Annotated in this window: 27 protein-coding genes; 6 read left to right on the plus strand and 21 right to left on the minus strand. The window is 39.6% G+C overall.

What is annotated here, in order from left to right; translation table 11 throughout:
* Positions 1 to 9 precede the first annotated feature (9 nt).
* From tolA to ACLBWE_RS05215, 8 genes are all read right to left on the minus strand, one after another.
* Entirely contained in the window at positions 10 to 1,473 is a 1,464-nt protein-coding gene (gene tolA / locus ACLBWE_RS05180) for a cell envelope integrity protein TolA (RefSeq protein WP_447601576.1), read from the minus strand.
* A gap of 3 nt (positions 1,474 to 1,476) precedes the next feature.
* Positions 1,477 to 1,929 (minus strand): protein TolR, encoded by a 453-nt coding sequence (gene tolR, locus ACLBWE_RS05185; RefSeq protein WP_003650231.1) that lies wholly within the window; start codon positions 1,927 to 1,929, stop codon positions 1,477 to 1,479.
* On the minus strand, positions 1,929 to 2,627 hold the full coding sequence (gene tolQ, locus ACLBWE_RS05190; protein WP_003650232.1) for a protein TolQ: 699 nt from the start codon (positions 2,625 to 2,627) through the stop codon (positions 1,929 to 1,931). Before tolQ ends, tolR begins: the two co-directional genes overlap by 1 nt.
* Positions 2,628 to 2,650: 23 nt before the next feature.
* Complete coding sequence (ybgC, locus tag ACLBWE_RS05195; protein WP_004643695.1) at positions 2,651 to 3,058, minus strand: tol-pal system-associated acyl-CoA thioesterase; 408 nt, start codon at positions 3,056 to 3,058, stop codon at positions 2,651 to 2,653.
* 210 nt (positions 3,059 to 3,268) lie between these two features.
* Positions 3,269 to 4,603, minus strand: coding sequence for a M20 family metallopeptidase (locus tag ACLBWE_RS05200; RefSeq protein WP_447601579.1), 1,335 nt, complete (start codon positions 4,601 to 4,603; stop codon positions 3,269 to 3,271).
* Between the two features lie 205 nt (positions 4,604 to 4,808).
* Complete coding sequence (gene ruvB, locus ACLBWE_RS05205; protein WP_004643694.1) at positions 4,809 to 5,813, minus strand: Holliday junction branch migration DNA helicase RuvB; 1,005 nt, start codon at positions 5,811 to 5,813, stop codon at positions 4,809 to 4,811.
* 7 nt (positions 5,814 to 5,820) lie between these two features.
* Entirely contained in the window at positions 5,821 to 6,420 is a 600-nt protein-coding gene (gene ruvA, locus ACLBWE_RS05210; protein ID WP_003650235.1) for a Holliday junction branch migration protein RuvA, read from the minus strand.
* 93 nt (positions 6,421 to 6,513) lie between these two features.
* Positions 6,514 to 7,854: a deoxyguanosinetriphosphate triphosphohydrolase gene (locus tag ACLBWE_RS05215; RefSeq protein ID WP_003650236.1), complete on the minus strand. Its 1,341-nt coding sequence runs from the start codon at positions 7,852 to 7,854 to the stop codon at positions 6,514 to 6,516.
* 309 nt (positions 7,855 to 8,163) lie between these two features.
* Here ACLBWE_RS05215 and purL point away from each other — a divergent pair, with 309 nt between their 5' ends.
* The 4 genes from purL to ACLBWE_RS05235 all read left to right on the plus strand — a co-directional run bounded on the left by purL (position 8,164) and on the right by ACLBWE_RS05235 (position 13,995).
* Positions 8,164 to 11,997, plus strand: coding sequence for a phosphoribosylformylglycinamidine synthase (gene purL, locus ACLBWE_RS05220; protein ID WP_447601582.1), 3,834 nt, complete (start codon positions 8,164 to 8,166; stop codon positions 11,995 to 11,997).
* Between the two features lie 76 nt (positions 11,998 to 12,073).
* Positions 12,074 to 13,279 (plus strand): multidrug effflux MFS transporter, encoded by a 1,206-nt coding sequence (locus ACLBWE_RS05225; protein ID WP_447601584.1) that lies wholly within the window; start codon positions 12,074 to 12,076, stop codon positions 13,277 to 13,279.
* 200 nt (positions 13,280 to 13,479) lie between these two features.
* The gene (locus ACLBWE_RS05230; RefSeq protein ID WP_005038867.1) at positions 13,480 to 13,605 is read left to right on the plus strand and encodes a KGW motif small protein; all 126 of its coding nucleotides are present in this window, start codon (positions 13,480 to 13,482) and stop codon (positions 13,603 to 13,605) included.
* Between the two features lie 69 nt (positions 13,606 to 13,674).
* Positions 13,675 to 13,995 carry an NGG1p interacting factor NIF3 gene (locus ACLBWE_RS05235; protein WP_198495308.1) on the plus strand — a complete coding sequence of 107 codons (321 nt, stop codon included), beginning with the start codon at positions 13,675 to 13,677 and terminating at the stop codon, positions 13,993 to 13,995.
* Here the strand turns inward: ACLBWE_RS05235 and ACLBWE_RS05240 are convergent.
* Positions 13,988 to 14,788, minus strand: a complete 801-nt coding sequence (locus tag ACLBWE_RS05240) for an enoyl-CoA hydratase-related protein (RefSeq protein WP_424614979.1) — start codon at positions 14,786 to 14,788, stop codon at positions 13,988 to 13,990. The two genes, ACLBWE_RS05235 and ACLBWE_RS05240, sit on opposite strands and share 8 nt — an antisense overlap.
* 109 nt (positions 14,789 to 14,897) lie before the next feature.
* Here ACLBWE_RS05240 and ACLBWE_RS05245 point away from each other — a divergent pair, with 109 nt between their 5' ends.
* Positions 14,898 to 15,473: a nicotinate-nicotinamide nucleotide adenylyltransferase gene (locus tag ACLBWE_RS05245; RefSeq protein ID WP_198495310.1), complete on the plus strand. Its 576-nt coding sequence runs from the start codon at positions 14,898 to 14,900 to the stop codon at positions 15,471 to 15,473.
* Positions 15,474 to 15,484: 11 nt separating this feature from the next.
* Here ACLBWE_RS05245 and ACLBWE_RS05250 read toward each other — a convergent pair whose 3' ends face one another.
* The 8 genes from ACLBWE_RS05250 to dapD all read right to left on the minus strand — a co-directional run bounded on the left by ACLBWE_RS05250 (position 15,485) and on the right by dapD (position 20,567).
* Entirely contained in the window at positions 15,485 to 15,847 is a 363-nt protein-coding gene (locus ACLBWE_RS05250) for a glyoxalase superfamily protein (protein WP_447601896.1), read from the minus strand.
* Positions 15,848 to 15,859: 12 nt separating this feature from the next.
* Positions 15,860 to 16,429, minus strand: a complete 570-nt coding sequence (locus tag ACLBWE_RS05255) for a CAP domain-containing protein (RefSeq protein ID WP_447601588.1) — start codon at positions 16,427 to 16,429, stop codon at positions 15,860 to 15,862.
* Between the two features lie 122 nt (positions 16,430 to 16,551).
* The gene (locus ACLBWE_RS05260) at positions 16,552 to 17,013 is read right to left on the minus strand and encodes a peroxiredoxin (protein ID WP_447601590.1); all 462 of its coding nucleotides are present in this window, start codon (positions 17,011 to 17,013) and stop codon (positions 16,552 to 16,554) included.
* 18 nt (positions 17,014 to 17,031) lie between these two features.
* Positions 17,032 to 17,718 (minus strand): Dph6-related ATP pyrophosphatase, encoded by a 687-nt coding sequence (locus ACLBWE_RS05265; protein ID WP_447601592.1) that lies wholly within the window; start codon positions 17,716 to 17,718, stop codon positions 17,032 to 17,034.
* A 96-nt stretch (positions 17,719 to 17,814) separates the two neighbouring features.
* Positions 17,815 to 18,231 (minus strand): hypothetical protein, encoded by a 417-nt coding sequence (locus ACLBWE_RS05270; RefSeq protein ID WP_424614987.1) that lies wholly within the window; start codon positions 18,229 to 18,231, stop codon positions 17,815 to 17,817.
* A gap of 16 nt (positions 18,232 to 18,247) precedes the next feature.
* Positions 18,248 to 18,916, minus strand: a complete 669-nt coding sequence (queC, locus tag ACLBWE_RS05275; RefSeq protein ID WP_212772022.1) for a 7-cyano-7-deazaguanine synthase QueC — start codon at positions 18,914 to 18,916, stop codon at positions 18,248 to 18,250.
* Between the two features lie 40 nt (positions 18,917 to 18,956).
* Positions 18,957 to 19,667 (minus strand): 7-carboxy-7-deazaguanine synthase QueE, encoded by a 711-nt coding sequence (queE, locus tag ACLBWE_RS05280; protein ID WP_017387867.1) that lies wholly within the window; start codon positions 19,665 to 19,667, stop codon positions 18,957 to 18,959.
* A gap of 78 nt (positions 19,668 to 19,745) precedes the next feature.
* Positions 19,746 to 20,567: a 2,3,4,5-tetrahydropyridine-2,6-dicarboxylate N-succinyltransferase gene (dapD, locus tag ACLBWE_RS05285; RefSeq protein WP_004643678.1), complete on the minus strand. Its 822-nt coding sequence runs from the start codon at positions 20,565 to 20,567 to the stop codon at positions 19,746 to 19,748.
* A gap of 294 nt (positions 20,568 to 20,861) precedes the next feature.
* Here dapD and carO point away from each other — a divergent pair, with 294 nt between their 5' ends.
* Positions 20,862 to 21,590, plus strand: coding sequence for an ornithine uptake porin CarO type 4 (carO, locus tag ACLBWE_RS05290; protein WP_016137361.1), 729 nt, complete (start codon positions 20,862 to 20,864; stop codon positions 21,588 to 21,590).
* An 88-nt stretch (positions 21,591 to 21,678) separates the two neighbouring features.
* Here the strand turns inward: carO and ACLBWE_RS05295 are convergent, their stop codons facing one another.
* From ACLBWE_RS05295 to cysT, 4 genes are read right to left on the minus strand one after another with little or no spacing between them, the layout of a single operon-like run.
* Positions 21,679 to 22,602, minus strand: coding sequence for a CysB family HTH-type transcriptional regulator (locus tag ACLBWE_RS05295; RefSeq protein ID WP_003650277.1), 924 nt, complete (start codon positions 22,600 to 22,602; stop codon positions 21,679 to 21,681).
* Positions 22,603 to 22,630: 28 nt separating this feature from the next.
* Positions 22,631 to 23,692, minus strand: a complete 1,062-nt coding sequence (locus ACLBWE_RS05300) for a sulfate/molybdate ABC transporter ATP-binding protein (RefSeq protein ID WP_003650279.1) — start codon at positions 23,690 to 23,692, stop codon at positions 22,631 to 22,633.
* A gap of 11 nt (positions 23,693 to 23,703) precedes the next feature.
* On the minus strand, positions 23,704 to 24,588 hold the full coding sequence (cysW, locus tag ACLBWE_RS05305) for a sulfate ABC transporter permease subunit CysW (protein WP_045429575.1): 885 nt from the start codon (positions 24,586 to 24,588) through the stop codon (positions 23,704 to 23,706).
* Positions 24,585 to 25,418, minus strand: a complete 834-nt coding sequence (gene cysT, locus ACLBWE_RS05310; RefSeq protein ID WP_003650283.1) for a sulfate ABC transporter permease subunit CysT — start codon at positions 25,416 to 25,418, stop codon at positions 24,585 to 24,587. Before cysT ends, cysW begins: the two co-directional genes overlap by 4 nt.
* Between the last annotated feature and the right edge of the window lie 55 nt (positions 25,419 to 25,473).

A 25,473-nucleotide genomic window follows, 5' to 3' on the forward strand; every position in this document is an offset into this window, starting at 1 on the left:
CTTTCAAAATTATTGCGCTCTAAATGTAGAGGTAACACTTCTTGCTTCGCGCCTTGCATCTGGGTCTGATGGCATAGGATATGGCGCAGAGGCTTGAATTGCGGCCTTAATACTTGCATCTAAAGCATCATCTCCGCTTGAACGCGTGATTACAATTGAATTGACACTTCCCGAATCTGAGAGGGTAAAACGAACACCTACTGTTTTACCACTACTGCCTGTCGGGACATCCCAAGAGCGTCGAATTTTTTGCTCAAAATCACGTCTAGCTGAAGAAGCAACTTTTTTAGCTTCAGCTTTCTTTTGAGCTGCGTCTTCTTGTGCTTTTTGAGCAGATGCAGCTTTTGCTTCAGCCTCTGCTTCAGCTTTACGTTTAGCATCGTCAGCAGCTTTTTGTTGTTTGGCTTTTGCATCGGCTTCGGCTTTGCGTTTAGCTTCGTCATTGGCTTTTTGCTGTTTAGCTTTTGCATCGGCGTCAGCTTTACGTTTAGCATCTTCATTTGCTTTTTGTTGTTTGGCTTTTGCATCGGCATCAGCTTTACGTTTGGCATCTTCATTTGCTTTTTGTTGCTTAGCTTTTGCATCGGCGTCAGCTTTGCGCTTAGCGTCTTCATTAGCTTTTTGTTGCTTAGCTTTTGCATCGGCGTCAGCTTTACGTTTAGCATCGTCATTAGCTTTTTGTTGCTTAGCTTTCGCATCGGCGTCGGCTTTACGTTTAGCATCGTCATTAGCTTTTTGCTGTTTAGCTTTAGCATCTGCCTCAGCTTTACGCTTAGCGTCGTCATTGGCTTTTTGCTGTTTAGCTTTTGCATCGGCGTCAGCTTTACGCTTAGCTTCTTGCTGTGCTAAAAGTTTAGCGTTTTCAGACTTTTGAGCCTCACGTTTCAGCTTTGCATCGGTCTCAGCTTTACGCTTAGCCTCTTCAGCAACTTTTTGTCTAGCCTTAGCATCTGCTTCAGCTTTCGCACTTTGTTCGGCTTTACGTTTTTGTTCACTTTCCGCTCTTGCTTTAGCTTCAGTTTGACGTTTAGCTTCAGCCTGCTGCTTTTGTGCTTCCTCTACACGTTGCTGCTCTGTTGCTTGTTTAGCTTTCGCCGCTTCTTCAGCCTTGCGTTTTTGTTCAGCTAATTTTGCTTGTTGTGCCTGTTCAGCTTTTTTCTTTTCAGCAGCGAGCTGCTGTGCAGTCGGAGGAGGGGGCACTGCTGGAAGATTTTGAGGAAGAGTTTCATCTACAATCGGGCTTAACACCTCTTTTGCTTCATTTGTAGCAGTTGTCTCTTGTTCAATTTCTTTCGCTAAAGGCGGGGGTAAATCTTCTGGCTTAACTAAAATAGTTGTTAGCTTTTTTGGCTGTTCAGGTGGTTTACTCAAGCCTAAAAAAAGCAAGCCAACAATGGCAATTGCATGAACTCCAATTGTAAAGCTCAATGCAATCGCATTTTGTTTAAAGTGTGGCTTTTGATTTTTATTCATAGCTTATTTTAAAGGCTCTGTCAGAAGGCCAACTTGAGTTAAACCTGCTTCTTGTAAACTTGCCATCAGTGATACGACCTCTCCATAAGGACGAGACTTATCACCATTGACTAAAACTGTGAGTTGTTTATTTTCTTGTTCAGCTTGTTTTTGAGCATCGCTTAAAACTTCTTCAAGTTTTTCACGAGATAATGGCTCACTATCTTTGTAATCTTCATACTGAAGATAAATATTGCCATCTTTACCAATCGTTACCATAGCTGGCATATCTTTTGATTCGATTGGATGATTATTTGCTTGAGGTAAATCGACTTTAATACCACTGGTAATCATGGGAGCAGTCACCATGAAAATAACCAAAAGTACGAGCATAACGTCAATATAAGGTACGACGTTCATATCACTTTTTAGTGGTTTTTTTATGCGCTCAAAGCGCCCTGAACGCTGAATTGCCATTATGCATCTTCCTGTGATGAACCCACAGACTGACGTTGCAATAAAGCAATCATCTCTTCAGCAAATAAAGCACGATCAGAGTAAACACTTTCGCTTTTAGATGTGAAATGGTTAAAAGCCAATACAGCAGGAATTGCAGCGAATAAACCAATTGCAGTTGCAATAAGTGCTTCGGCAATACCCGGTGCAACAGTTGCAAGAGTAACTTGATCAACAGCGGCTAAACCGATAAAGGCATTCATAATGCCCCAAACAGTACCGAATAGACCGATATAAGGAGCTACAGAACCGATACTTGCTAAACTACCTAAGCCATATTCTAGGTGGCTCTGATCACGACTCAAACCTACACGTAAAATACGTTCAGTTCCTTCGATCGTTTGTGAAACAGGAGCCTGACGTTTTTTAAGTTTAAAAAATTCACTCAATCCTTGATAAAAAATATCTTCAAGACCTGAGCGTTTTGAGTTGAGTTGAGCATTGTTGTAAAGCGTATTGAGTTCAGCACCAGACCAGAACATTTTCTGGAAATGTTCATCTTCTTGATGTGCTTTTTTATAACTCATATGTAACTTGGCAATCAGATACCAACTAAAGATTGATGCTAATAATAAAATTAGCATGACCAACTGAACGACTGGACTTGCCTGTAAAATAAGGTCAGAAATATGCAGGGTTGATTCAATGTTTGTTGCCATAGTTACATATGCCGGTTGTTTTTTTAGTCTTGTTCCAATTCTTTACGAATAAGATCACGTATTTCTTCTGGAAGACGACGAGCTATCAGTTCTTTGCTTAAACATGCCAACTCAACCTCGCCAGAAGCAAGCAAGATTTCACCACGATAAATATTTTGTTGCAACACAAATGACGCAGCTTTACATGAAACTACACGTGCTGTAACAGTAATTAAATCATCCATTAAAATAGGACGCATGTATTTTACGTCAATTTTGTGTACGACAAAGTTGTAATCTTTTTGATGCCAGTAATGATCAACGCCAGAAGCACGGAGCCATTCAGTACGGGTACGTTCCATATAGCGAATGTGGTTGGCATGGTAAACAATACCACCTGCGTCCGTATCTTCAATATAAACACGAATGTTGAATTCAAAATGATTCGCCATGAGAGGATTCCGTTTTAGTTCACTATAGAGCTTTGCATTTAAAATATGACTGCTGAATAAAACATCAATTTTATTCGAAGCCACGTATATGCTTTAAATACGGGGCAGTTTAGCAGATTGCATACTAAGTCCTATGGCACAACCTTTCAATTGCGATTGCTGTATTTCTAGTCTAAAAACAGTACATCTTATGGCTAGCATGCTTTTAAATTATGACGGTTTCCATGTGGTTTGAACTTGTTTTGATATATTCGGATAATCTAATACGAACCTTACATGTAACTCGGTTCCTGTTTTTAAGGCCTTGTCATCTACAATAAAATAAGGATTGTGATTCGGTGCAGCCTGACTTAAATCTTGATTTTCTGGTGTAGCTCCTAAGAAAACAAAGAATGAAGGCATCAGTTTGCCATAATATGCAAAATCTTCACTTGCACTCGCATTATGATCTAAAACATGTAATTTTGAATCTCCAGCAACTTTGGCTAAAGTTGGCTGAATAAGTTGAGTAAGGGTTTTATCATTCATGGTCACTGGTGCATAAGGTGCAATTTCAACTTTAGCAGTTACATCATTGGCTTGAGCATTATGCTCTATCATGACCGGTAAGCTTTTTAAGATATTATTTCTTATTTGCTCGTTATTGGAGCGAATAGTCCCGATCATATTGACCTGTTCAGGAATTACATTTCCTGCAGTGCCGCCTTGAATATTGCCGATACTGATTACGCCCATACCTTCAGTCAGATCTGTTCTTCGGCTAATAAGACTTTGTAAATTATTAATCATCAGTGCAGATGCATAAATTGGATCTTTGCCTAACCACGGAGTAGAGCCATGGACCTGTTTGCCATTGACCTGAATACGTAAGTGATCTGCACTATTTAAAATGGCCCCATCTTTATAGTAAAGATGACCACTTTTCATGCCTGCCATGACATGCATTCCAAAAATAGCTTCTGGCTTATAGTCTTTAAATGCGCCGTCTGCGATCATTTTTCTAGAACCGATTTGATCACCATGAGTAAAGTTATCTATATCTGCACCACCTTCTTCAGCAGGTTGAAAAACAAAAACAATTGTGCCCGATATTTTATCTTTATTAGCAGCCAGAATTTTTGCTGCGCCTAATAACATTGCAGTGTGTGCATCATGTCCGCAAGCATGCATCACATAAGTTTCTTTGCCTTGATAAATTGCTTTTTGTTTACTTGCAAAGGGAACACCGCTTTTTTCTTCCATTGGCAGAGCATCCATATCCGCTCGAAGTGCGATGATAGGGCCGGGTTTGTCGCCTTTTAAAATGCCGATGACCCCAGTTTTTGCATAACCAGTTTTGACCTGAATGCCATAAGATTTCAATTCTTTTTGAACAAGGGCAGATGTTTTAAACTCCATATTGCCCAGTTCCGGATGTTGGTGAATGTTTTGTCTTAGTTGAATAATCTGATTTTCATTTTGTTGAGCAGCATCGTTGACCCAATCTGCTAGGCTTAGCTGACTTATGAGGGCGAGTGGCAAAAATAAAGCAGCTTTCTTATACATGTCCTTATCCTAAAAATATTATTGTTCATAAGATTTAATATCTTGATTTCTTATAATTCAGTTTTTAAAAATATTAAAAAATCAATAAGGTATAAAGAAAGACTTAAAAGGTATCGAGTCGCTAATTGATTGATAAGACAATTATTATTTTAGTTAAATAGAATAGTTAAATTAAAAAAGGGAAGAGAAAATTCTCTTCCTTTGGCTAGTTTTTAGGCTCAGGTGGCGTCAGTCCAAACTGTAAATAAGATTGATTGGTAGCAATACGACCTCGAGCAGTACGCATCACATAACCTTGTTGAATTAAATACGGTTCAAGAACGTCTTCAAGAGTACCGCTATCTTCGGCCATTGCTGCTGCTAGAGCTTCAACTCCAGCAGGACCACCATCAAAGCGCTCTAGTAGCATGCTCAAATAACGTCGGTCTAGGGTGTCTAAGCCTGCCTTATCAACATTGAGCATATCAAGAGCACGTTGCGCCATGTCATGGGTCACTTCACCTGTACCTTTTACTTGTGCATAGTCACGCACACGACGTAATAGACGATTGGCAATACGAGGTGTTCCACGTGCACGACGTGCAACTTCTTCTGCACCCTCAACTGTAATGGGTACATTCATTAAGTTTGCAGAGCGTGACACAATATGAGTTAGGTCTTCTACAGAGTAAAACTCAAGACGTTGCACAATACCGAAACGGTCACGTAGAGGAGAGGTAAGCAAGCCCGCGCGTGTTGTAGCCGCGACAAGTGTAAAAGGTGGTAAATCTAGTTTGATTGAGCGAGCAGCAGGACCTTCACCAATCATGATATCCAGTTGGTAATCTTCCATCGCTGGGTAAAGAATTTCTTCAATAACTGGAGAAAGACGGTGAATTTCGTCAATGAACAATACATCGCCTTCTTCAAGGTTGGTAAGCATTGCAGCTAAGTCGCCCGCACGCTCCAAAACTGGTCCCGAAGTAGATTTAAGATTACCGCCCATTTCACGCGCAATAATGTTGGCAAGTGTGGTTTTACCCAAGCCGGGTGGACCAAAAATCAGCGTGTGATCGAGTGCTTCACCACGACCGCGAGCAGCGCCAATGAAAATTTCCATTTGTTCGCGTACTACAGGTTGCCCAATATAGTCGGCAAGTGAAGTTGGTCGAATCGCCCGATCAAAATGATCTTCTGGTTTTTCTGCTCCACTGATTAAACGGTCTTGCATAAGTGTTTTACTTCATCATTGATTTTAGAGCAGCGCGAATAATATCGGCTGATTCGGTGTAATCGGCTTTAACAGCAGCAACAGCTTTTTGTGCTTCAAGGGGCTTGTAACCTAAAGATTGCAAAGCCGCTTCTGCTTCTGCCACAGGTGAGTTTGCAGCAAACTGAATTTGAGACAGGGTAGTCGTAGAAGAAGTTCCTTGAGCCAATGTTTTGAAACGGTCACGAAGTTCAATCATTAAACGCTCGGCTGTTTTTTTGCCAACGCCTGGGACTTTTATTAACGTGTTGATGTCGTCATGTTCAATCGTGTGCACAAGTAACTCAACACTTAACGTCGATAGAATCCCTAATGCCATTTTCGGGCCGACACCATTTACTTTTAATAAAGTGCGGAAAATTATTTTTTCTTGAGCATCACTGAAACCGTAAAGCTGTTGAGCATCTTCACGGACAACCAAATGTGTCCATAACGTAACTTTTTGGCCTTTTTGTAATTGGCAAAATGTTGAAAGTGGCGTATCAATTTCATAACCCACACCATTTACATTCAGTAAGACAGTAGGGGCTTCTAGGGCAAACACTTCGCCAATTAAACATCCGATCATAGAGTAGTTTCACTTATTCATAACTGTAAATCTGGTCGTTCTAACATTCATTGAAAACGACACAGGTTTTATTTCTTTCTATATCAAGCCAGCTTAAAACAAGCCAATTTTATTACCTTGTAACTCTTGAGCCAAGCTATAAGCCTGATGATCTGAGAACTTACTGATAATATCGAGTACTTGCATAATATTACTGTAGTGGTTATTGCTAAAGTTAGCACCATACAGATTAAGGATAGACATTAAACGTTGTTCTTTAAAGCTTAAAGATTTATGTGGTGTGGTCAAAGGTACAAATGCATCCAAAATAGTCTGTAAACTTTGATGCGCAATAATTTCTAAACCCGATTTTTGTGGATGTTCAAAAATTTTATCACGTGCCAAATTTTTGGCTGTTTCGATACCAATTGCAATATCGGGTGAGCAATATTGTAAAAGGTTGCCTTTAAGCTGACCGGTAATAATTTCATAATGATGTTTAGCAAAAGCTGTAGTAACTTCATCAACTAGACGTTTCATTACACGACCGCGTAATGCTGAAATCTTTTGTTGCCATGTACTGTCTGGGTGTGACAATTCTTCAGGCTGACCATAATCGGCAATGAGGTTTAAGAAAATTGGTTCAACTTCTTGGTAACTCAGCATATTTAAGATAATGCCATCTTCTAAGTCAATTAAGGCATAGCAAATGTCATCAGCAGCTTCTAACAAGTAAGTCAGTGGGTGACGGCAATAATGATATTCACCTAACTGAATAAGTCCGAGCTGCTCAGCAATCTGTTTTAAAATTTCTTTTTCAGATTGATAACAACCAAACTTTGCTCGTTGATGAGAAGGGCGATCACCTTGTGAAGCAATGGTTTTTGAAAGCCATGGATACTTTAAATAAGCACCTAAGGTTGCATAGGTTAAACGCATACCTCCATCATTTGGATGATAGTCAATGCGACTTAATAAACGTAATCCTTGGGCATTACCTTCAAACTGGCGAACATCGGCTTCTTCTTCGGGGCTTAGTTTCTTCAAAAAATCATCATGTGATGCATCATCGAACCACTCACGAATTGCATATTCACCTGCATGCCCAAAAGGTGGGTTACCAATATCGTGAGCCAGACAGGCTGCTTGAATAATTGCACCGACATCGGCAGGAGAAATCCAGACAGGTAATTCATTTTTTATTTTTTCTGCTGCGAGCATACCCATTGAGCGGCCAATACAGGAAACTTCAAGTGAGTGAGTTAGGCGAGTGTGAATGCCATCATGCTGTGCGAGTGGGTGAACTTGCGTCTTACGGTTTAGCTGACGAAAACTTTGAGAAAATATAATGCGGTCATAATCTTTATGGAATGGGCTACGAGCCAGTTCTGTACTGCTTTTTTTACTACCTAAACGAACTGCAGAAAGCAGCTCTAACCAACGCATTTGTTCCATTTATCATTATTCAAAACTGTAAAACCTGATCATGCCAAAAAAAAGTTAAAAGCACTAGCTTGGTGCGACATAGTTTGTCTTAGTTCAGGTTTTATTATGTTATTGAACAAACATGAAACAATTTATTTTTAGCTAGAATGCCTAAAAAAATGATTTTGAACAAAAAACTAATCACTTCTTGCAGAATTAGGTTACAGAATACTGATTCTACATCTAGCTGATTTTAGCAAGAAGCAGTAGAATATGCGCTCTCTCTAAAGTCACATTGCGGTAAGGTTCACAAGACCTGCCCGTGGAGCCAAAATCAACATGTTTATCGTGGCCGGTGCAGCAGCACATTCTTCTTTTAAGAAAGCTCAACTATTAACACGTTTATCGTCAATTAGTTCTGTTCAATCTTTTGACAGCCAATGGGTCTATTTGTTTGATCAAGCGCTCAACGAGCAGCAACATCAATCTGCTTTGCAATTATTGAATGACGGTGAGTCTTTTGAACTTCGTCAATCTGCAAGTGATGAGATTCAGATTTTAGTTACACCACGTGTGGGTACTATTTCACCTTGGTCTTCTAAAGCAACTGATATTTTCAAAAACTGTAATACGCCAGTGCATCGTTTAGAACGTGGCCTTTTATTTACGTTAAAAGGTGTTTCTGAACTTTCTAATGAAGTTAAACAAGTACTTCATGACCGTATGACAGAAACAGTTTTTGCTCAAATTGATGATGCAAAAGCATTATTTTCAGAAACGGCACCAAAACCATTAAATTCAATTGATATCTTGGGTCAAGGCAAAGAAGCTTTGGTTAAGGCGAATAATGAGTTCGGTTTTGCGTTATCTGAACAAGAAATTGATTACTTAACCGAAGCATTCGGTAAGCTTGGTCGTAATCCAAATGACATCGAGTTGATGATGTTTGCACAGGCAAACTCTGAGCACTGTCGTCATAAAATCTTTGGATCTGAATGGACAATTGATGGTGAAAAACAACCATTATCATTGTTCCAGATGATTAAAAATACTTATAAAGAATCTCCAACTGATGTGTTATCTGCTTATAAAGATAATGCTTCAGTAATTGTGGGTTATGACACGATGCGTTTTTATCCGAAAGCGGATGAAAATGGTCACTTTATTTATAAATATAAGAGCCAAGCTGCTCATATTTTAATGAAGGTTGAAACTCATAACCACCCAACAGCAATTTCTCCATTTGCTGGTGCTGCAACTGGTTCAGGCGGTGAAATCCGTGATGAAGGTGCTACAGGTCGTGGTGGTAAACCAAAAGCTGGTTTAACAGGTTTTACAGTTTCAAACTTAAACATTCCTGGTTTTGAACAACCTTGGGAAGAAAACTACGGTAAACCTTCACGTATGGCATCGCCATTACAAATCATGATTGAAGGTCCATTAGGTGGCGCGGCATTTAACAATGAATTCGGCCGTCCTGCGTTAAATGGCTATTTCCGTACTTTCGAACAGAATGTAAATGGTGAAGTGAAAGGCTTCCATAAGCCAATCATGATCGCTGGTGGTTACGGCAATATCCGTCCAGACCATGTAGAAAAAGATGCGATTCAACCAGGTGATTTACTCATTGTCTTGGGTGGCCCTGCAATGTTGATCGGTCTTGGTGGTGGTGCTGCATCTTCAGTAGATAGCGGTACAATGGGTGAAAGCCTTGATTTCGCATCTGTACAACGTGAAAACCCAGAAATGGAACGCCGTTGTCAAGAAGTGATTGATACTTGCTGGCGTTTAGAAGACTTCAACCCAATCGTTTCTGTACACGACGTTGGTGCTGGTGGTCTATCAAATGCTATGCCTGAACTTGTGAATGATCATGAGTTAGGTGCGGTACTTAATCTTCGTAAGATTCCTTCATTAGAGCCGGGCATGAGCCCAATGGAAATCTGGTCAAATGAAGCACAAGAACGTTATGTTCTCGCAATTCGCCCAGAATCTTTGGATCAGTTCGAAGCAATCTGTGCCCGTGAGCGTTGTCCATTCGCTGTGTTAGGTGAAGCAACTGAAGCACGTCACTTAACAGTTGAAGATCCATTGTTCCAAAACGATGCTGTTGATATCCCAATGCAAGTAATGCTTGGTGGTACACCACGTATGCAACGTTCTTATGAAACTATTGAACGTAGTGGCGATGAGTTCGATGCTTCAAAAGTTGATTTGAAAGATGCGATTTTCCGCGTATTGAAAAATCCTACAGTTGCGTCTAAATCATTCTTGATTACCATTGGTGACCGTTCAATTACAGGTATGGTTGCACGTGACCAAATGGTTGGTCGTTGGCAGGTTCCTGTTGCAGATGCAGCAGTAACAACAACAAGTTTGCAAGGTTTCACTGGTGAAGCAATGGCAATGGGCGAACGTCCACCAGTTGCATTGTTAAATCCAGCGGCATCTGCTCGTTTAGCAGTTGCTGAAGCAATTACCAATATTGCATGTGCGAACATTGAACAAATTAGCGATATCAAACTTTCTGCAAACTGGATGGCTGCAGCTGGTCAAAAAGGCGAAGACCAAGCATTGTTTGAAGGCGTGAAAGCAATTGGTATGGAAATGTGTCCTGCTTTAGGAATTGCGATTCCAGTAGGTAAAGACTCACTTTCAATGCGCACAACTTGGAATGACGACGGTGAAGATAAAGCCGTAACTTCTCCAATGACAGGTGTAATCACTGCGTTTGCTCCAGTGACAGATGTTCGTAAGACCTTAACACCTGAACTTAAAAATTTAGAAGATTCAGTACTTGTACGTATTGATTTATCTAAAGGTCAGTTCCGTTTAGGTGGTTCGATTCTTGCGCAAGTATATAAAGCAATCGGTTCAATCACTCCTGACGTTGATAGTTTTGATGATTTCAAAGCGTTCTTTGCTTTAATCCAAGACTGGAACAACCGTGGCTTGATTCAGGCTTACCATGACATCGGTGATGGTGGTTTATTAGCCTCTGTAGCTGAAATGATGTTTGCTGCGCGTTTAGGTGTTGCATTAGAAGACCAAACTCAAGCAAGTTTGTTTGCAGAAGAAATTGGTGCAGTACTTCAAATCAAAGCAACTGATTGGGAAGCTTTACAAGCAGAAATCGCTGCTTCTAGCTTGAAAGATGCAATTGCTGTAGTTGGTCGTGTAAACAACACAGATCAATTATCTGTAAACGGTTTAACTTTAGATCGTGCTGAATTACAACAAGCTTGGTCTGAGGTATCTCATCAGATCCAACGTCTACGTGATAATGTAGAAACTGCTGATCAGGAATTTGCATTAATTACTGACAATGCACATCAAGGTTTGATTGCTAAACCAACATTCGACTTGAATGAACCTGTTGAAGCGCCGTTTATCAACACACGTCGCCCGAATATGGCAATCTTACGTGAACAAGGTGTAAATGGTCATATTGAAATGGCAGCAGCCTTTGATAAGGTTGGTTTCAATACTGTTGATGTGCACATGAGTGATTTACTTGCTGGTCGTGTGAGCCTAAGTGATTTTGAAGGTTTAGTGACTTGTGGTGGTTTCTCTTACGGCGACGTAATGGGTGCTGGTGGTGGTTGGGCAAAATCAGTATTGTTCAACGCTAAATTACGTGATCAGTTTGAACAATTCTTCCATCGTGATGAAACGTTCAGCTTAGGTATCTGTAATGGTTGCCAAATGTTGTCACAATTAGCGCCACTTATTCCAGGTGCTGAACACTGGCCACGTTTCCACCGCAATATGTCAGAAGTTTTTGAAGCTCGTAGCGTAAACGTTCGTGTTGAAAAATCTGTTTCTGTATTGCTTGATGGTATGGAAGGTTCGATTTTACCGATTGCCGTAGCACATGGTGAAGGTCGTGCTGTTGCAAGTGAAAGTGCTCTTGCTGGTTTAAATGCTGGTAACCAAGTGGCATTACGCTATGTTGACAGCCTTGGTAACCCAACTCAGCACTATCCATTGAACCCGAATGGTTCACCTGAAGCGATTACTGGTGTGACTTCTAAAGACGGTCGTGCAACCATTATGATGCCACACCCTGAGCGTACTTTCCGTGCGCTTCAGCATTCTTGGAAACCAGAAGAGTGGACTGAAGACGGTGCATGGTTGCGTATGTTCCGAAATGCGCGTAAGTTTATTGGTTAATGTAAAGATTGAAATAAGCCACCGTAAGGTGGCTTATTTATGTGTACTAGAATATTAAGAATAGTGGAGAAGAAAAATGAAATCAAAAATCCATTTTCGTGAGTTTGCTTTGCTCATGGCATTACTCATGTCGATTGTTTCTTTTTCTATTGATGCAGTTTTACCAGCTTTAGGTGAGATTGGACGTATTTTTGAATTAAAAAATAATAACCAGTCGCAGTGGGTCATCATTGGTATTTTTTCTGGAATGACAATCGGGCAGCTGATTGCGGGACCGTTATCCGATGCAATCGGGCGTAAACGGATTTTATTCACAGGAATTATTATTTATTTTCTGGGAAGTTTATTGTGTTTTTACACACAAAGTTTTGAATGGTTTTTAGTCGGGCGCTTTATTCAAGGTATTGGTGTTTCAGGGCCTTACGTTGCTTCTATTTCAATCGTTAGAGATAAATACAGCGGAGCTCAAATGGCTCGCATCATGTCTTTAATTATGATGGTGTTTATGGTGGCTCCAGCAATTGCACCGAGTTTAGGACAACTCATTATTCATTTCTTTGGTTGGCGTGAAATCTTTGTTTTATATATGGTCTATGCCACAGTTGTGGGAGCATGGGTCGCTTTACGACTAGAAGAGACTTTACTTCCCGAAAATCGTTTACCTATGCGTATAAAAGCATTTAAGGAAGGCTTTAAAGAAGTTGTGAGTAATAAAACTACCATGAGCTATTTACTATGCGCAGGCTTTTGCTTTGGTGGATTTATTGGTTATTTAGGTACGTCACAGCAAATATTTATGCAGCAATTTGGCAAAACAGGGCAAGAGTTTAGTGCTTATTTTGCTGTACTGGCAGGTGTAATGGGAATTGCATCATTTACAAACTCTAAAATTGTCATGAAGTTTGGCATGCGTCCAATCTGTATTTATGGCTTTCTTGGACTGTGCTTAATTTCTTTGATTTTCTTGTTGATTCAACTTGCGGGTGTAACGGTATCATTTTGGATGTTTATGCTTTATGCCTGTATTTTGTTTTTATTGTTTGGAACCCTCTTTGGTAATTTAAATGCGATTGCCATGGAGCCGATGGGGCATGTTGCTGGAATGGCGTCGGCTATTATTGGTGCAGCTTCTTCTATATTGTCACTTATTCTTGCTTCTATCATTGGGCAGTTATATAACGGTACATTAATTCCAATGACCTGGGGTTTTGTGATTCTGTGTGGTTTAGCTTTTGCTATGACAATATATGAGAATAGATATTTAAAGAAATCGGATGCTTAAAATTATAAAAATGAAGATAGATTACTGAATTTTAAACTTTTCTTCAGACTAAGAGTTGCATACGGGTGAGTGCTGTTCTTTTAAGCGTTTTAGATAACTTACGAGACTATAGACATAGAGCTATTTATCCCCGTATGCTTAGTTCGAGGTTGGTTCAATTTTTGCTTTCTCTGTAACAACGATAAAAATCGGAGATCAAAATGATGAAAAATGAAAATCATATAAAAACGTTTTATAAAAAAGATAAGGGCTGGCACTGGTTCGGTTTAGCGCTTGCCATTCAAATATTATTTATTGGAGTAAATTATTTAGTAATGATGAACTGATTTTACTTGTTGGACTTTTAAAAGGGTATGATTTCAGCCCAACTCATAAAATCTTGAGTCATTTTTGTTATGTTAAAGCTGATTTATTACGTGCCTGAGTCACATCTTGAATTAACTAAACAAGCCATTTTCTCTGCTGGTGCAGGTGGTATCGGTAATTATGAGCACTGCGCATGGCAAGTAAAAGGAATAGGGCAGTTTAAGCCAGTTAAAGGGGCTGCTCCCTATATTGGGCAGCTAGATGAACTTGAACAAGTTGATGAGTGGCGTGTTGAAACAATTGTGCTTGAAGAAAAAGCAAGGGCTGTAGCGAAAGCATTAAAGGCAAGCCATCCTTATGAAGAGCCTGCCTTTGAGTTTATTCAAATCATAGAAATTGATTTTAATTAAACTGAGAGAAATCTGGTTTACGTTTTTGCATAAATGCCTGAACAGCCTCTAGCATTTCAGGTGAGCGAACACGTTGCATAAAGATTTCAGCTTCATGATCAACACATTCGATAATCTGTTCTAAATTATGCTTCATGAGTGCTTTGGTTTGTTTCAATGATGCAAGAGGCAAGGCCGTTAATTGTTGAGCAGTTTGTTGAGCTGAAACATAAGCATCTTCAACTACTTCATTAACTAAACCTGCTTGCACCGCAGTTTCTGCATTAAACTTTTTCGCAGTAAATAGCAGCTCAGCTGCTTTATGGTAGCCAGCTTGTTGAACTAACAATTGGCTTGCTCCGCCTTCCGGAGAAAGACCTAGGCTTACAAATGGAATTTGGAAAAGGGCTGTATTGTCAGCAAAAACCAGATCTGCATGCAATAAAATTGTAACGCCAATACCAATTGCAACGCCTTTTACCGCAATGATAAGTGGTTTTGATAATTTGGCAGCGGCTTTAAGTAAAACGAATGGTGGAACTTCTCCGGCTGGACCCATGTTAGGATTTTGTACAAAACCCATAAAATCTTTCATGTCATTGCCAGCTGTAAAATCTTGTTCTACACCGCGTAGAACGACTACTCTAACTTCTTTATTGAGATCGGCTTCATTCAGTGCTTTGGCAATCCATAAATAAAGTTCGCCGTACAATGCATTTTTTGCATCTGGGCGATTTATGGCTAAGGTGAGTACGCCACCTTCTAAATTTGCGTTTAAATGTTGATGAGGTTGTTGAATACAGCTAAGTGTCATCGTACTATCCTTGCTTTAAACCACGTTGTTAATTTTTAGGTTCTCATTATGGCGCATATTTTTTGTAATGAGCGTTACTGATGAGTTCATAAAAAGTGAAAATCTAATTATGTATAAATTTGACTATCTCGTTTTTATAGGTCGCTTTCAACCATTTCATTTGGCTCATATGCAGACAATTGAAATTGCCTTACAGCAAAGCCACTATGTGGTTTTGGCATTAGGCTCTGCGCAAATGGAACGTAATATTAAAAATCCATTTCTTGCGATTGAACGAGAGCAAATGATTTTATCTAATTTTTCATTAGATGAACAAAAACGTATTAAATTTGTGCATGTGGTTGATGTTTATAATGATAAAAAATGGGTGAAACAAGTCAAATCTTTAGTGAATGGCGTGATTGAACCGAACTCAAAAGTAGGTTTGATTGGACATTTTAAAGATGAGTCTTCTTACTATTTAAAACTTTTCCCTGAATGGATTATGGTTGAACTCGATAGTTTAAAAGATTCTATTTCGGCTACCCCAATGCGTGAAGCTTATTATCGTGGTGAAATCCAAACTGAATTTTTTCCTGTAGGAACTATTCAATTTTTGGATGAATTTCAAAAAACACGTATCTATCAGCAACTTCAGCAACGCTTTGAAGAGGACGACCTCTCTAATCTAGATGAGTTTGAATAAGAGTATATAGCTTAAGCATCTGCCCAAAAGATAATTCGGTTGGAAAACGGATCGGTGATACTGAGTTCAAGTGTTTCCCAATCTGTTTTTTCAACTTGAGGTTTGGCGAATTTATAATCTTTTTGACTCAATTCGCAATGTAGCTCATAAATAGGTTCCCAATAAATGCGGATTGCACTATGTGGGCTTGCATCTCCAAAATGCTCAGATAAATGAATCACGCAATCATCTTTGGAAATTTGTAGATATAAGGGAAAGTTATCTTCAAATTGATGTTGCCAATCAAGTTGGAAACCTAAGAATTCAAGATAAAATGATTGGGCTAAATCAACATCAAAAATTCTTAAAATTGGGGTGATTGAACCTGATTGCATCATTTTTTCCTTTTAACGTGTACCAAATTGTTGAGTCCAATAGCTCTTTTGTTTTGCAGACTGATCGGAAGCACAAGCGATTGCGTAAGTTGTAAATTTGGGATTCATTAGATTACTACAATGTAGAGGACTCGGCAGCCATTTAGACATAACTTCACTCAAAGTTTTCTGGCCGCTAGCGACATTTTCACCATTGGCTTTACCGAGAGTATTATAGCGTTTCAAACGTGCTTTTAAGTCTAGTCCTGTTGAACTCACATGTCCGAGAAAGTTATTTTTTGCCATATCTTCACTATGAGAAAGTGCACCTTTATATAAATTATTATTCCAACTCAGCGGTTTAGCAGCAGGGAAAAATTGTTGACCACACTGGCGTGATTGTTGGCGGATCTGGTTAATTGTATTAAGTATGGCTTGTTGATAAGCTGGATTTTGTAAGTCTTGACAGCTTATTTCATTGGAATTTTTATGAATTTGAGCAATTGAGGGGGTGGTGTCGGTTGGCATGGGTAATGTATTTGTACTACATGCACAGATAAAAAGAGTCAAAGGCAGTAAAGAGTAATTTTTGAGTAGACTCATGTGAACGCCTTAAAATAATTATTCTAATGTTTTTATCATACGCCAAAGTAAAATTATTGAGCAATTCTTTGCAATAAAAAAAAGCGAGTTCGATACTCGCTTTTTTTTATTGCATAACTTTATCAAACCGATTGAAGGGCTTTTAGGTCTTCAAGCACTTGTTCAGCATGTCCTGCTGCTTTGACTTTACGGTAGCTTTTAACTAAGGTTTTGTTATGGAAAATGAAAGTAGAGCGTTCAATTCCCATAACTTTTTTGCCATACATGTTTTTTTCTTTAATGACATCAAAATGATTACAAAGTACTTCTTCTTTGTCGCTAATGAGGTCAATCGTGAGCGCTTGTTTTTCAGTAAAGTTTTGATGGGCTTTTACTGAGTCGCGTGAAACACCGAAAATGCGTGTACCCAAAGCTTCAAATTGGTCTTTTAAACAAGAGAAACCGACTGCTTGTGTTGTACACCCTGGGGTTGAATCTTTTGGGTAGAAATAAATGATTAACCATTCATTTTCGACCTCGGCCAAGTTCACTTCACCGTGGGTAGTAGGGAAAACCTGATTTGGTAATTGAATATTTTCAGTCATTTCTCATCCTTCAAAAAACTAAATTTGATCTAATTCAAGTGGTAAAAAAGCATATTCCTCATGATAAACAATATCGAGCTTTCTTACAGGAATTGCTTTGTTAAAAATTGGTCCATCAATCACAGTCGTATGAAATTCACCACCTTCACCACATGGATCAATACTACGATTCTCAAGTTCTTGGATATATTCTAAGGTTAAAGTTTTTCCTAAATCTTCAATTGTCATGCCTAGTTTTAAGTTCACTGTCACAATGACACTACGGAAACCAAGATTGATAAACTCTTCAACAACCTCACGATGTGGACGTAGCCAAAGAGGCATGCCTAATTTGAGTCCCACTTGTTGAGTGATCCGATCATGCCAACACCCATGTTCAGGCATATCAAGGTCACCTGTAACCAGTACCTCGGCACCTTGTTGTTTTGCATGAGTTAGTAATTCAATAAATTTAGCTTCATAGTCATTCCAACTTGATGAAGCCATAAATACTGGTAGGCCGATTGCTTCAGCTTGAGCTTGAATAATATCAAGTGGCATGGCATGTGAACGAGAGCGCTGGCTTTGTTCTTCCAGCATGACGATGAGTCCACTAACCGTACCAGTTTGCATTGCGTGGTAGAGTGCAAGTGAGCTGTCTTTGCCCCCACTAAATGAGACAATAGACTGTCTATTAATTGCGTTGGTTTTCCATTGTTCTTGCATGGTTTATTTCAAATGAATTGGTCAAGATCGATTTCATTTTAACAGAGCTATAAAAAAGCCTGCATAAATGCAGGCTTAATTTGGAATAACAAAAGCTTATTTTTTAGGAGCTTGTTGTTGAGCTGCTTTCATAGCATCTTCAGTTAATTTTTCAAGCTTAGTTGTTAACTGAGGGCCGAAACATGTTTTAAGATCACGGTTTTGTTGTTGTACAAATCCTAGAGAGCTTGGGCTTTTCTTCGCATTGATTGCACTTTGGATTTCCCATTTTTGTGCTTCAGTTACTTTACCTTGTGCTTCAACTTGGCAGCTACAGAATTTGCTCACTTCAGATGAACTTAGTTTGCCGCCTTTAGCTGTTTGATCTTTACAAACGTTAACTAATGCACCTTTAACGTTAGTACTTTTATATGCTGCTTGAACTGGGTTTTCCGCAGCATGTGCTGTACCAGCCATAAGAGCAACAGTTGAAAACAAAGATGAAAGAATAAGATTTGATTTTAACAACTTCATAAATTTTACCTACTTATTACGGTATATAGCGTGTTGGGTCGGTAACACCGGCCTCGATAAAGCCTTCTTTACGCAAACGGCAACTGTCACATTTGCCACACGCACGTCCTTGAGCATCTGCTTGGTAGCAAGATACCGTTTGACTATAGTCTACGCCATGTTCAATCCCTAAACGTATAATATTCGCTTTGGATAAATGTAACAGGGGTGTTTCAAATTTAAGTGGTTTTCCTTCCACGCCAGCTTTCGTTGCTAAACGTGCCATATTGGCAAAAGCGTCAATAAATTCAGGGCGACAATCAGGATATCCTGAATAATCAACGGCATTGATACCAATAACAATCGCTTCAGCATTGAATACTTCTGCTGCTGCTAAGGCATATGAAAGGAAAATTGTGTTACGTGCTGGTACATAAGTTACAGGAATGCCTTCTTGTAATTGTTCTGGTACAGCAATGTTATGGTCTGTAAGTGCAGACCCACCTAAATTAGCCAAATCAATATTAATTACACGATGTTCAACACCTGCACGTTGAGTTAATGCTTTTGCTGCATCGAGTTCAGTGGTTGAGCGTTGACCATACATAAAACTAATAGCAATACATTCATAGCGTGCTTGTGCCCAAGCTAGGCAAGTGGTTGAGTCTAAGCCGCCTGAAAGTAAAACAATGGCACGAGGGCGCATATTTTTCTCCATATTCGGAATGATTTATTTTATTGAGTGATTAGCGACCTGATTCGTCATTCCACAGCAGTTTATGTAACTGAAGTTGGAAACGAACGGGTAATTTATCATCAAGTATCCACTGTGCCAGATCACGTGCTAGACGTGGCAGGCCAACAGCACCTTTTTCAACTGCAAAGGCAGGGGAGAACCAAACGGTACTGACTTTTTTATGCAGTTGATATTTTTCAACTTGTTGCTTTGACCATTCATAATCTTCGCGGTTACAAATGACGAATTTAATTTGGTCATGCGCAGTCAAATGATCAAGATTGCTGATGAGGTTACGATGTTCCTCACCAGAAGTTGGAGTTTTTAAATCGAGAACTTTAGAAACACGCGAATCTACTTTTGAGACATCGAGCGCGCCACTGGTTTCTAAAGAAACATCAAAGCCAGCTTCACATAGACGTTGTAATAAAATCAAACAGTTTGGCTGTGCAAGAGGTTCACCACCAGTTACACAAATATAAGGAGTTTGAAATTGTGTAGCTGTTTCAATGATATGTTCAAGTGAAAAACGTTCACCACCTTCAAAAGAATAAGTGGTATCACAATAGCTACAACGTAATGGACAGCCCGTTAGACGAATAAATACAGTCGGTAGGCCAGAGGCATTTGCTTCACCCTGCAACGAGTAAAAAATCTCGGTAATGCGTAAACCGGACGCAGGGTCTGAGACAGGGATTGCAGAGGAACGTAAGGAAGCCATTCTAGAAATACCACACTATATAAAAAATAAAATCTCTACGATCAGTGTTGACCGTAGAGATGTTTGATCAAACTGAAATTAGTCAGCGCGTAACAAATCGTTCAAACTTGTTTTTGCACGTGTTTGCGCATCAACTTTTTTCACAATAATTGCAGCATATAAGCTGTATTTACCATCAGCAGACGGCAGGCTACCTGCTACAACAACTGAACCTGCTGGAACGCGACCATAATGGATTTCGCCAGTTGCGCGGTCATAAATTTTAGTCGATTGACCAATGAAAACGCCCATTGAAATGACTGAGCCTTCTTCAACAATAACGCCTTCAACGATTTCTGAACGCGCACCGATAAAGCAGTTGTCTTCAATAATGGTTGGGTTAGCTTGTAATGGTTCTAAAACACCACCGATACCTACACCACCAGACAAGTGAACATTTTTACCGATTTGAGCACATGAACCTACTGTTGCCCATGTATCAACCATTGTGCCTTCATCTACGTAAGCACCGATGTTGACATAAGAAGGCATTAACACTACGTTTTTAGCTTGGAAGCTACCACGACGTGCTACAGCAGGAGGAACAACACGAACACCTGCTGCTTTAAATTGTTCTTCAGTCCAACCAGAGAATTTAGTTTCAACTTTGTCGTAGAAACGAAGATCACATGACTCGATTGGTTTATTGTCATTTAGTTTAAATGATAATAAAACAGCTTTTTTTAACCATTGGTGAACAACCCATTCACCATTGATTTTTTCAGCAACTCGAAGTGTACCGTTATCTAAACCAGCAATTGCTTCTTCAACAGCTTGGCGAATTTCGCTTGGGCAATCTGCTGCAGTAAGGTTTGCGCGGTCTTCAAATGCTTGCTCAATGATCGTAGAAAGCTGAGACATGATCTTCCTTCCATAAAAAATTTTAAAGATTTTACACTAATTTGTGACAAGAATCTTTGAAAAAACGTGTTACGTTTAATCGAGGGCATAAATGAGGTAAATGAAATTAAGCTTATTAGATAATCAAGTGTTTTTTACACAAAAATGATTTGAAAATAAAAATTTAACTCAATTTGTATCAAAAAATAACAGAAATCTAGCATTTTTTGTATAAAAAAGACTCTAAGCTCTCTTTATTATGATTTCAGTCACAAGATGAATAAATTAAAAACAGAGCCTTTTGAGGAGAAAACTATGAAAGCATTACGTGTTTTAGTAACAACAACAGCTTTATTCGCTGCTGGTGCTGCAATGGCAGATGAAGCCGTTGTTCATGACAGCTACGCATTCGACAAAAACCAATTAATTCCTGTGGGAGTGCGTGCTGAGGTAGGTACAACTGGTTACGGTGGTGCTTTATTGTGGCAAGCAAACCCATATGTAGGTTTGGCACTTGGTTATAATGGTGGTGACATTTCTTGGCGTGATGACGTATCTGTAAATGGTACGAAATATGACGTTGATATGGATAATAACAACGTTTATTTAAACGCTGAAATTCGTCCTTGGGGTGCAAGTACTAACCGTTGGGCTCAAGGTTTATATGTAGCAGCTGGTGCAGCATACCTTGATAATGATTATGATTTAAGCAAACGTTCACAAGACGGTACTATTAAAGTAAATGGTAATAATTATAACTTTAATGGTTCAGTTGATGGTAAATTAAGTTATAAAAATGATATTGCCCCTTATGTAGGTTTGGGTTTTGCACCTAAGATCAATAAGAACTGGGGTGTATTCGGTGAGGTTGGTGCATATTACACAGGTAACCCAAGTGTAAATCTTAAATCAAATGGTACGTTTGTTAATGTTAACGGTGCTGACTTTGATAAAGACTTACGTGCAGAAGAAAATAAAATCGCGAATGACGATAAATACCAATGGTTACCAGTTGGTAAAGTTGGTGTGAACTTCTTCTGGTAATAAATACAAAAAAACGAGCTTCGGCTCGTTTTTTTTGCTTCTAATAAAATAAAAGAGCTAAAAAGCTCTTTTATTTATTTTTGAATCTTTATTCATCTGGGTAAGCAATTTTCTTAAGCGCTTTAATATCAGCATCAGGTGAGCATAAAGAAATAAACTCGTAACCGTAACCGCGTAATAGATGTCCTTTACGCACCGCAATCCATGTCGTATTGACACCAAAAATATCAGTTTTAGTTTGTTTTAAACGATGATCACGTTCTGTGTCATAAGCTACGGCATTAACAATTCCGACTCCCATGCCCAATTCCACATAAGTCTTGATGACGTCCGCATCGAGAGCTGACATCACGATATCTGCATCGAGGTGAGCTTCTTCGAAGGCTTTGTCAATTTTAGAGCGACCTGTAAAACCGCCATGATAAGTAATGAGTGGATAGTCCGCTAAAAGTTCAAGCGTAATCTTATCCGCCTTCACTAAAGGGTGATTTTGCGGTGTGATAATACTGTGTTGCCATTGATAGTAAGGAATACTCGCTAGATTTTCTTCAGTCGTTAAAGACTCTGTAGCAATTCCAATATCAGCCTCACCTTGTAAGAGCATTTCTGAAATTTCAACAGGACTGGCTTGTTGTAAAATCAAATGAACTTTAGGAAATAACTTCTTAAATTGATTGACGATTGGGGGAAGTACATAACGTGCCTGAGTATGGGTCGTCGCAATCGTTAATGTCCCTTCATCAACTTTATTAAAGTCTTCTGCAAGACGTTTAATATTTTCAGCATCAACTAACATGCGTTCAACGATGCCAAGAAGAGATTGTCCTGGTTCGGTTAAACCTAAAAGACGTTTACCTTTTCGTATAAAAAGTTGTACACCTAGCTCGTCTTCTAAATCTTTAATATGTTTACTTACGCCTGATTGGGACGTGTAGAGCGCAGCTGATGCTTCGGTTAAGTTAAAGTTTTGGCGTACAGTTTCTCGGATAATTCTTAATTGTTGAAAGTTCATTCACACTTTTCCTTACCAAATATATTTCTTAAGCAACTTGATCTGCAAATAAGTGCAGTTGAGATGCACTTACCCAAACGGTTTGATTCGGTTTAAACGCATGTAATTTTGCAGCTTCATTGCTTAGAGCAATCTCAATTAAACGTCCATTACGGTCTTGTAATTCCGCCACAACTTTTCCAGCAATCCAGATTTCACGTACAAAAGTCGCTTCAATAGTATTAGCCTGCGGTTGCGAGTGAATATGTAACTCATCTGGACGCGCAAAAGCAATCACTTTTCCTTGAGGTGCCTCAACTAAGGTTGGTAATTGAATACGGTCATTGCCAATACGGATAATACCGCCTGTGTTTTCACCTTCAAAACGATTTGCCTGACCTAAGAAATCAAATACAAATGGTGTTGATGGTTTTTCATAAACTTCACGAGGCGAACCGATCTGCTCTACATTACCTTTATTCATTACAATGATCTGATCGGCAACTTCAAGTGCTTCTTCCTGATCGTGGGTTACGAAAATTGAAGTAATGTGCAATTCATCATGTAAGTTGCGTAACCAGCGGCGTAATTCCTTACGGACTTTGGCATCTAGCGCACCAAATGGTTCATCAAGTAATAATACTCGTGGCTCTACTGCCAAGGCACGGGCTAAAGCAATACGTTGACGTTGTCCGCCCGAAAGCTGAGCAGGGTAGCGGTCTGCCAAAAATCCAAGTTGAACTAGATCAAGTAAACGAGTAACGCGTTTTTTAATTTCAGCTTCTGAAGGGCGTGTTGCACGTGGACGAACACGTAAACCAAAGGCAATATTGTCAAATACAGTCATGTGACGGAATAAAGCATAGTGCTGAAATACAAAGCCGACCTGACGCTCACGCACATGTACATTGGTTGCATCTTCGCCTTCAAGTAACACTTGACCGCCATCAGCTGATTCTAGGCCCGCAATAATACGAAGTAGGGTTGTTTTACCGCAACCAGATGGGCCGAGTAGGGCAACCAGTTCACCTTCAGGAAAATCTAGGGAAATATTTTTAAGCGCATGGAATGCACCAAAGTGTTTTTCAATATTTTTAACTTGAATACTCATGATTTCATTCCTTACGAATCAGTTGAATGCGGTTCTGGTTTGTCTTGATGTAGTTCTAACCACGTTTTCAATACCAGTGTTAATAGGGCTAAGAAAGCAAGTAATGAGGACACGGCAAACGCTGCGCTAAAGGTGTACTCGTTATATAAAATTTCGACATGAAGTGGCAGGGTATTAGTTTCACCACGGATGTGACCAGAAACTACAGATACTGCGCCGAACTCACCCATTGCACGGGCATTACATAGAATCACGCCGTAAATTAAACCCCATTTAATGTTTGGTAGAGTGACTTTCCAAAAGGTTTGCCATCCTGATGCACCGAGTACAATCGCTGCTTCTTCTTCTTCAGTTCCTTGAGCCTCCATGAGTGGAATTAACTCACGTGCAACAAATGGAACAGTAATAAAGATGGTTGCTAAAACAATTGCGGGTACGGCATATAAAACTTTGATGTCGTGTTCCATTAACCATCCGCCAAACCAGCCTTGCGCACCAAAAATCAACACAATCATTAAACCTGCAATAACAGGGGAAACCGAAAAAGGCATATCAATGATGGTGGTTAAAATTGCCTTACCTTTAAACTGGAACTTAGAGACAGCCCATGCAGCGCCAACACCAAATATCACGTTAATTGGTACAGCAATTGCTGCGGTTAATAAGGTCAATTTCACTGCCGATAGCGTGTCTGGATCAATCAACGCTTGAACATAGACTTCAAGTCCTTGTTTAAATGCTTCTACAAAAACCAGAATGAGTGGCAACATCAAGCAGCTTAAGAAAAAAATCAGAGCCACGGTAATGAGTGTGTAACGTACCCAAGTTGGTTCACGTGTCGCATCTCGTGATTGCAATTTAAGCGCAAGCGCATTGCTGTCAGTATGTAGGTTCATGTGACATTTCTCCCTGTACGACGGTTTGCCCACGCTTGAAGTAAATTAATGGCAAATAAAATGATGAAAGAGAGAACTAACATGACCGCAGCAATCGTTGTTGCGCCTGCATAATCATATTCTTCAAGACGTGAAATGATCATGAGTGGAGCAATTTCTGTTTTAAACGGCTGGTTACCCGCAATAAAAATAACTGAACCATATTCACCCACACCGCGGGCAAATGCTAAAGCAAAACCTGTGAACAAAGCCGGTAGTAATATCGGTAAAATAATTTTAGTAATCGTCTGCCAGCGATTTGCGCCAAGTGCTGAAGCTGCTTCTTCAAGCTCAGTTTCGATATCACTGAGTACTGGTTGAACTGTTCTTACAATGAATGGAATACCAATGAACACCAATGCCAATGTAATACCGATTGGGCTATATGCGACCTGAATGCCTAGAGGTTCGAGATATTGACCAATCCAGCCAGTAGGTGCATAGAGTGAGGTAAGTGCAATACCTGCAACTGCAGTTGGAAGAGCAAAAGGTAGATCGACTAATGCATCAACCAGACGTTTCCCTGGGAAGTTGTAACGTACAAGACACCAAGCCAGAAGTAAGCCAAATACAACATTAATAAATGCTGCTATTAAAGCTGAACTAAAACTGAGTTGAAGCGATTTTAAAATACGTTCAGACGTTAATATTTCCCATAATCCGTCCCATCCAATTCCAAATGATTTGATAAAGACTGCGGCTAATGGAATAAGCACAATAAAAGACACATAGGCGAGGGTGAAGCCCAAAGATAGACCAAACCCAGGCAGCACTCGGGATCGCTGCGACATGATATTTCCTCAAAGAGAAAAGCCTGCTGAAACCAGTAAGCGAATAAATAAAGAT

This window comes from Acinetobacter sp. M5A5_2a, assembly GCF_053345265.1.

Coding starts and splice junctions, on each gene's coding strand:
- tolA (WP_447601576.1), bottom strand. CDS start 1,473: ATGAATAAAAATCAAAAGCCACACTTTAAACAAAATGCGATTGCATTG.
- tolR (WP_003650231.1), bottom strand. CDS start 1,929: ATGGCAATTCAGCGTTCAGGGCGCTTTGAGCGCATAAAAAAACCACTA.
- tolQ (WP_003650232.1), bottom strand. CDS start 2,627: ATGGCAACAAACATTGAATCAACCCTGCATATTTCTGACCTTATTTTA.
- ybgC (WP_004643695.1), bottom strand. CDS start 3,058: ATGGCGAATCATTTTGAATTCAACATTCGTGTTTATATTGAAGATACG.
- ACLBWE_RS05200 (WP_447601579.1), bottom strand. CDS start 4,603: ATGTATAAGAAAGCTGCTTTATTTTTGCCACTCGCCCTCATAAGTCAG.
- ruvB (WP_004643694.1), bottom strand. CDS start 5,813: ATGCAAGACCGTTTAATCAGTGGAGCAGAAAAACCAGAAGATCATTTT.
- ruvA (WP_003650235.1), bottom strand. CDS start 6,420: ATGATCGGATGTTTAATTGGCGAAGTGTTTGCCCTAGAAGCCCCTACT.
- ACLBWE_RS05215 (WP_003650236.1), bottom strand. CDS start 7,854: ATGGAACAAATGCGTTGGTTAGAGCTGCTTTCTGCAGTTCGTTTAGGT.
- purL (WP_447601582.1), top strand. CDS start 8,164: ATGTTTATCGTGGCCGGTGCAGCAGCACATTCTTCTTTTAAGAAAGCT.
- ACLBWE_RS05225 (WP_447601584.1), top strand. CDS start 12,074: ATGAAATCAAAAATCCATTTTCGTGAGTTTGCTTTGCTCATGGCATTA.
- ACLBWE_RS05230 (WP_005038867.1), top strand. CDS start 13,480: ATGATGAAAAATGAAAATCATATAAAAACGTTTTATAAAAAAGATAAG.
- ACLBWE_RS05235 (WP_198495308.1), top strand. CDS start 13,675: ATGTTAAAGCTGATTTATTACGTGCCTGAGTCACATCTTGAATTAACT.
- ACLBWE_RS05240 (WP_424614979.1), bottom strand. CDS start 14,788: ATGACACTTAGCTGTATTCAACAACCTCATCAACATTTAAACGCAAAT.
- ACLBWE_RS05245 (WP_198495310.1), top strand. CDS start 14,898: ATGTATAAATTTGACTATCTCGTTTTTATAGGTCGCTTTCAACCATTT.
- ACLBWE_RS05250 (WP_447601896.1), bottom strand. CDS start 15,847: ATGCAATCAGGTTCAATCACCCCAATTTTAAGAATTTTTGATGTTGAT.
- ACLBWE_RS05255 (WP_447601588.1), bottom strand. CDS start 16,429: ATGAGTCTACTCAAAAATTACTCTTTACTGCCTTTGACTCTTTTTATC.
- ACLBWE_RS05260 (WP_447601590.1), bottom strand. CDS start 17,013: ATGACTGAAAATATTCAATTACCAAATCAGGTTTTCCCTACTACCCAC.
- ACLBWE_RS05265 (WP_447601592.1), bottom strand. CDS start 17,718: ATGCAAGAACAATGGAAAACCAACGCAATTAATAGACAGTCTATTGTC.
- ACLBWE_RS05270 (WP_424614987.1), bottom strand. CDS start 18,231: ATGAAGTTGTTAAAATCAAATCTTATTCTTTCATCTTTGTTTTCAACT.
- queC (WP_212772022.1), bottom strand. CDS start 18,916: ATGCGCCCTCGTGCCATTGTTTTACTTTCAGGCGGCTTAGACTCAACC.
- queE (WP_017387867.1), bottom strand. CDS start 19,667: ATGGCTTCCTTACGTTCCTCTGCAATCCCTGTCTCAGACCCTGCGTCC.
- dapD (WP_004643678.1), bottom strand. CDS start 20,567: ATGTCTCAGCTTTCTACGATCATTGAGCAAGCATTTGAAGACCGCGCA.
- carO (WP_016137361.1), top strand. CDS start 20,862: ATGAAAGCATTACGTGTTTTAGTAACAACAACAGCTTTATTCGCTGCT.
- ACLBWE_RS05295 (WP_003650277.1), bottom strand. CDS start 22,602: ATGAACTTTCAACAATTAAGAATTATCCGAGAAACTGTACGCCAAAAC.
- ACLBWE_RS05300 (WP_003650279.1), bottom strand. CDS start 23,692: ATGAGTATTCAAGTTAAAAATATTGAAAAACACTTTGGTGCATTCCAT.
- cysW (WP_045429575.1), bottom strand. CDS start 24,588: ATGAACCTACATACTGACAGCAATGCGCTTGCGCTTAAATTGCAATCA.
- cysT (WP_003650283.1), bottom strand. CDS start 25,418: ATGTCGCAGCGATCCCGAGTGCTGCCTGGGTTTGGTCTATCTTTGGGC.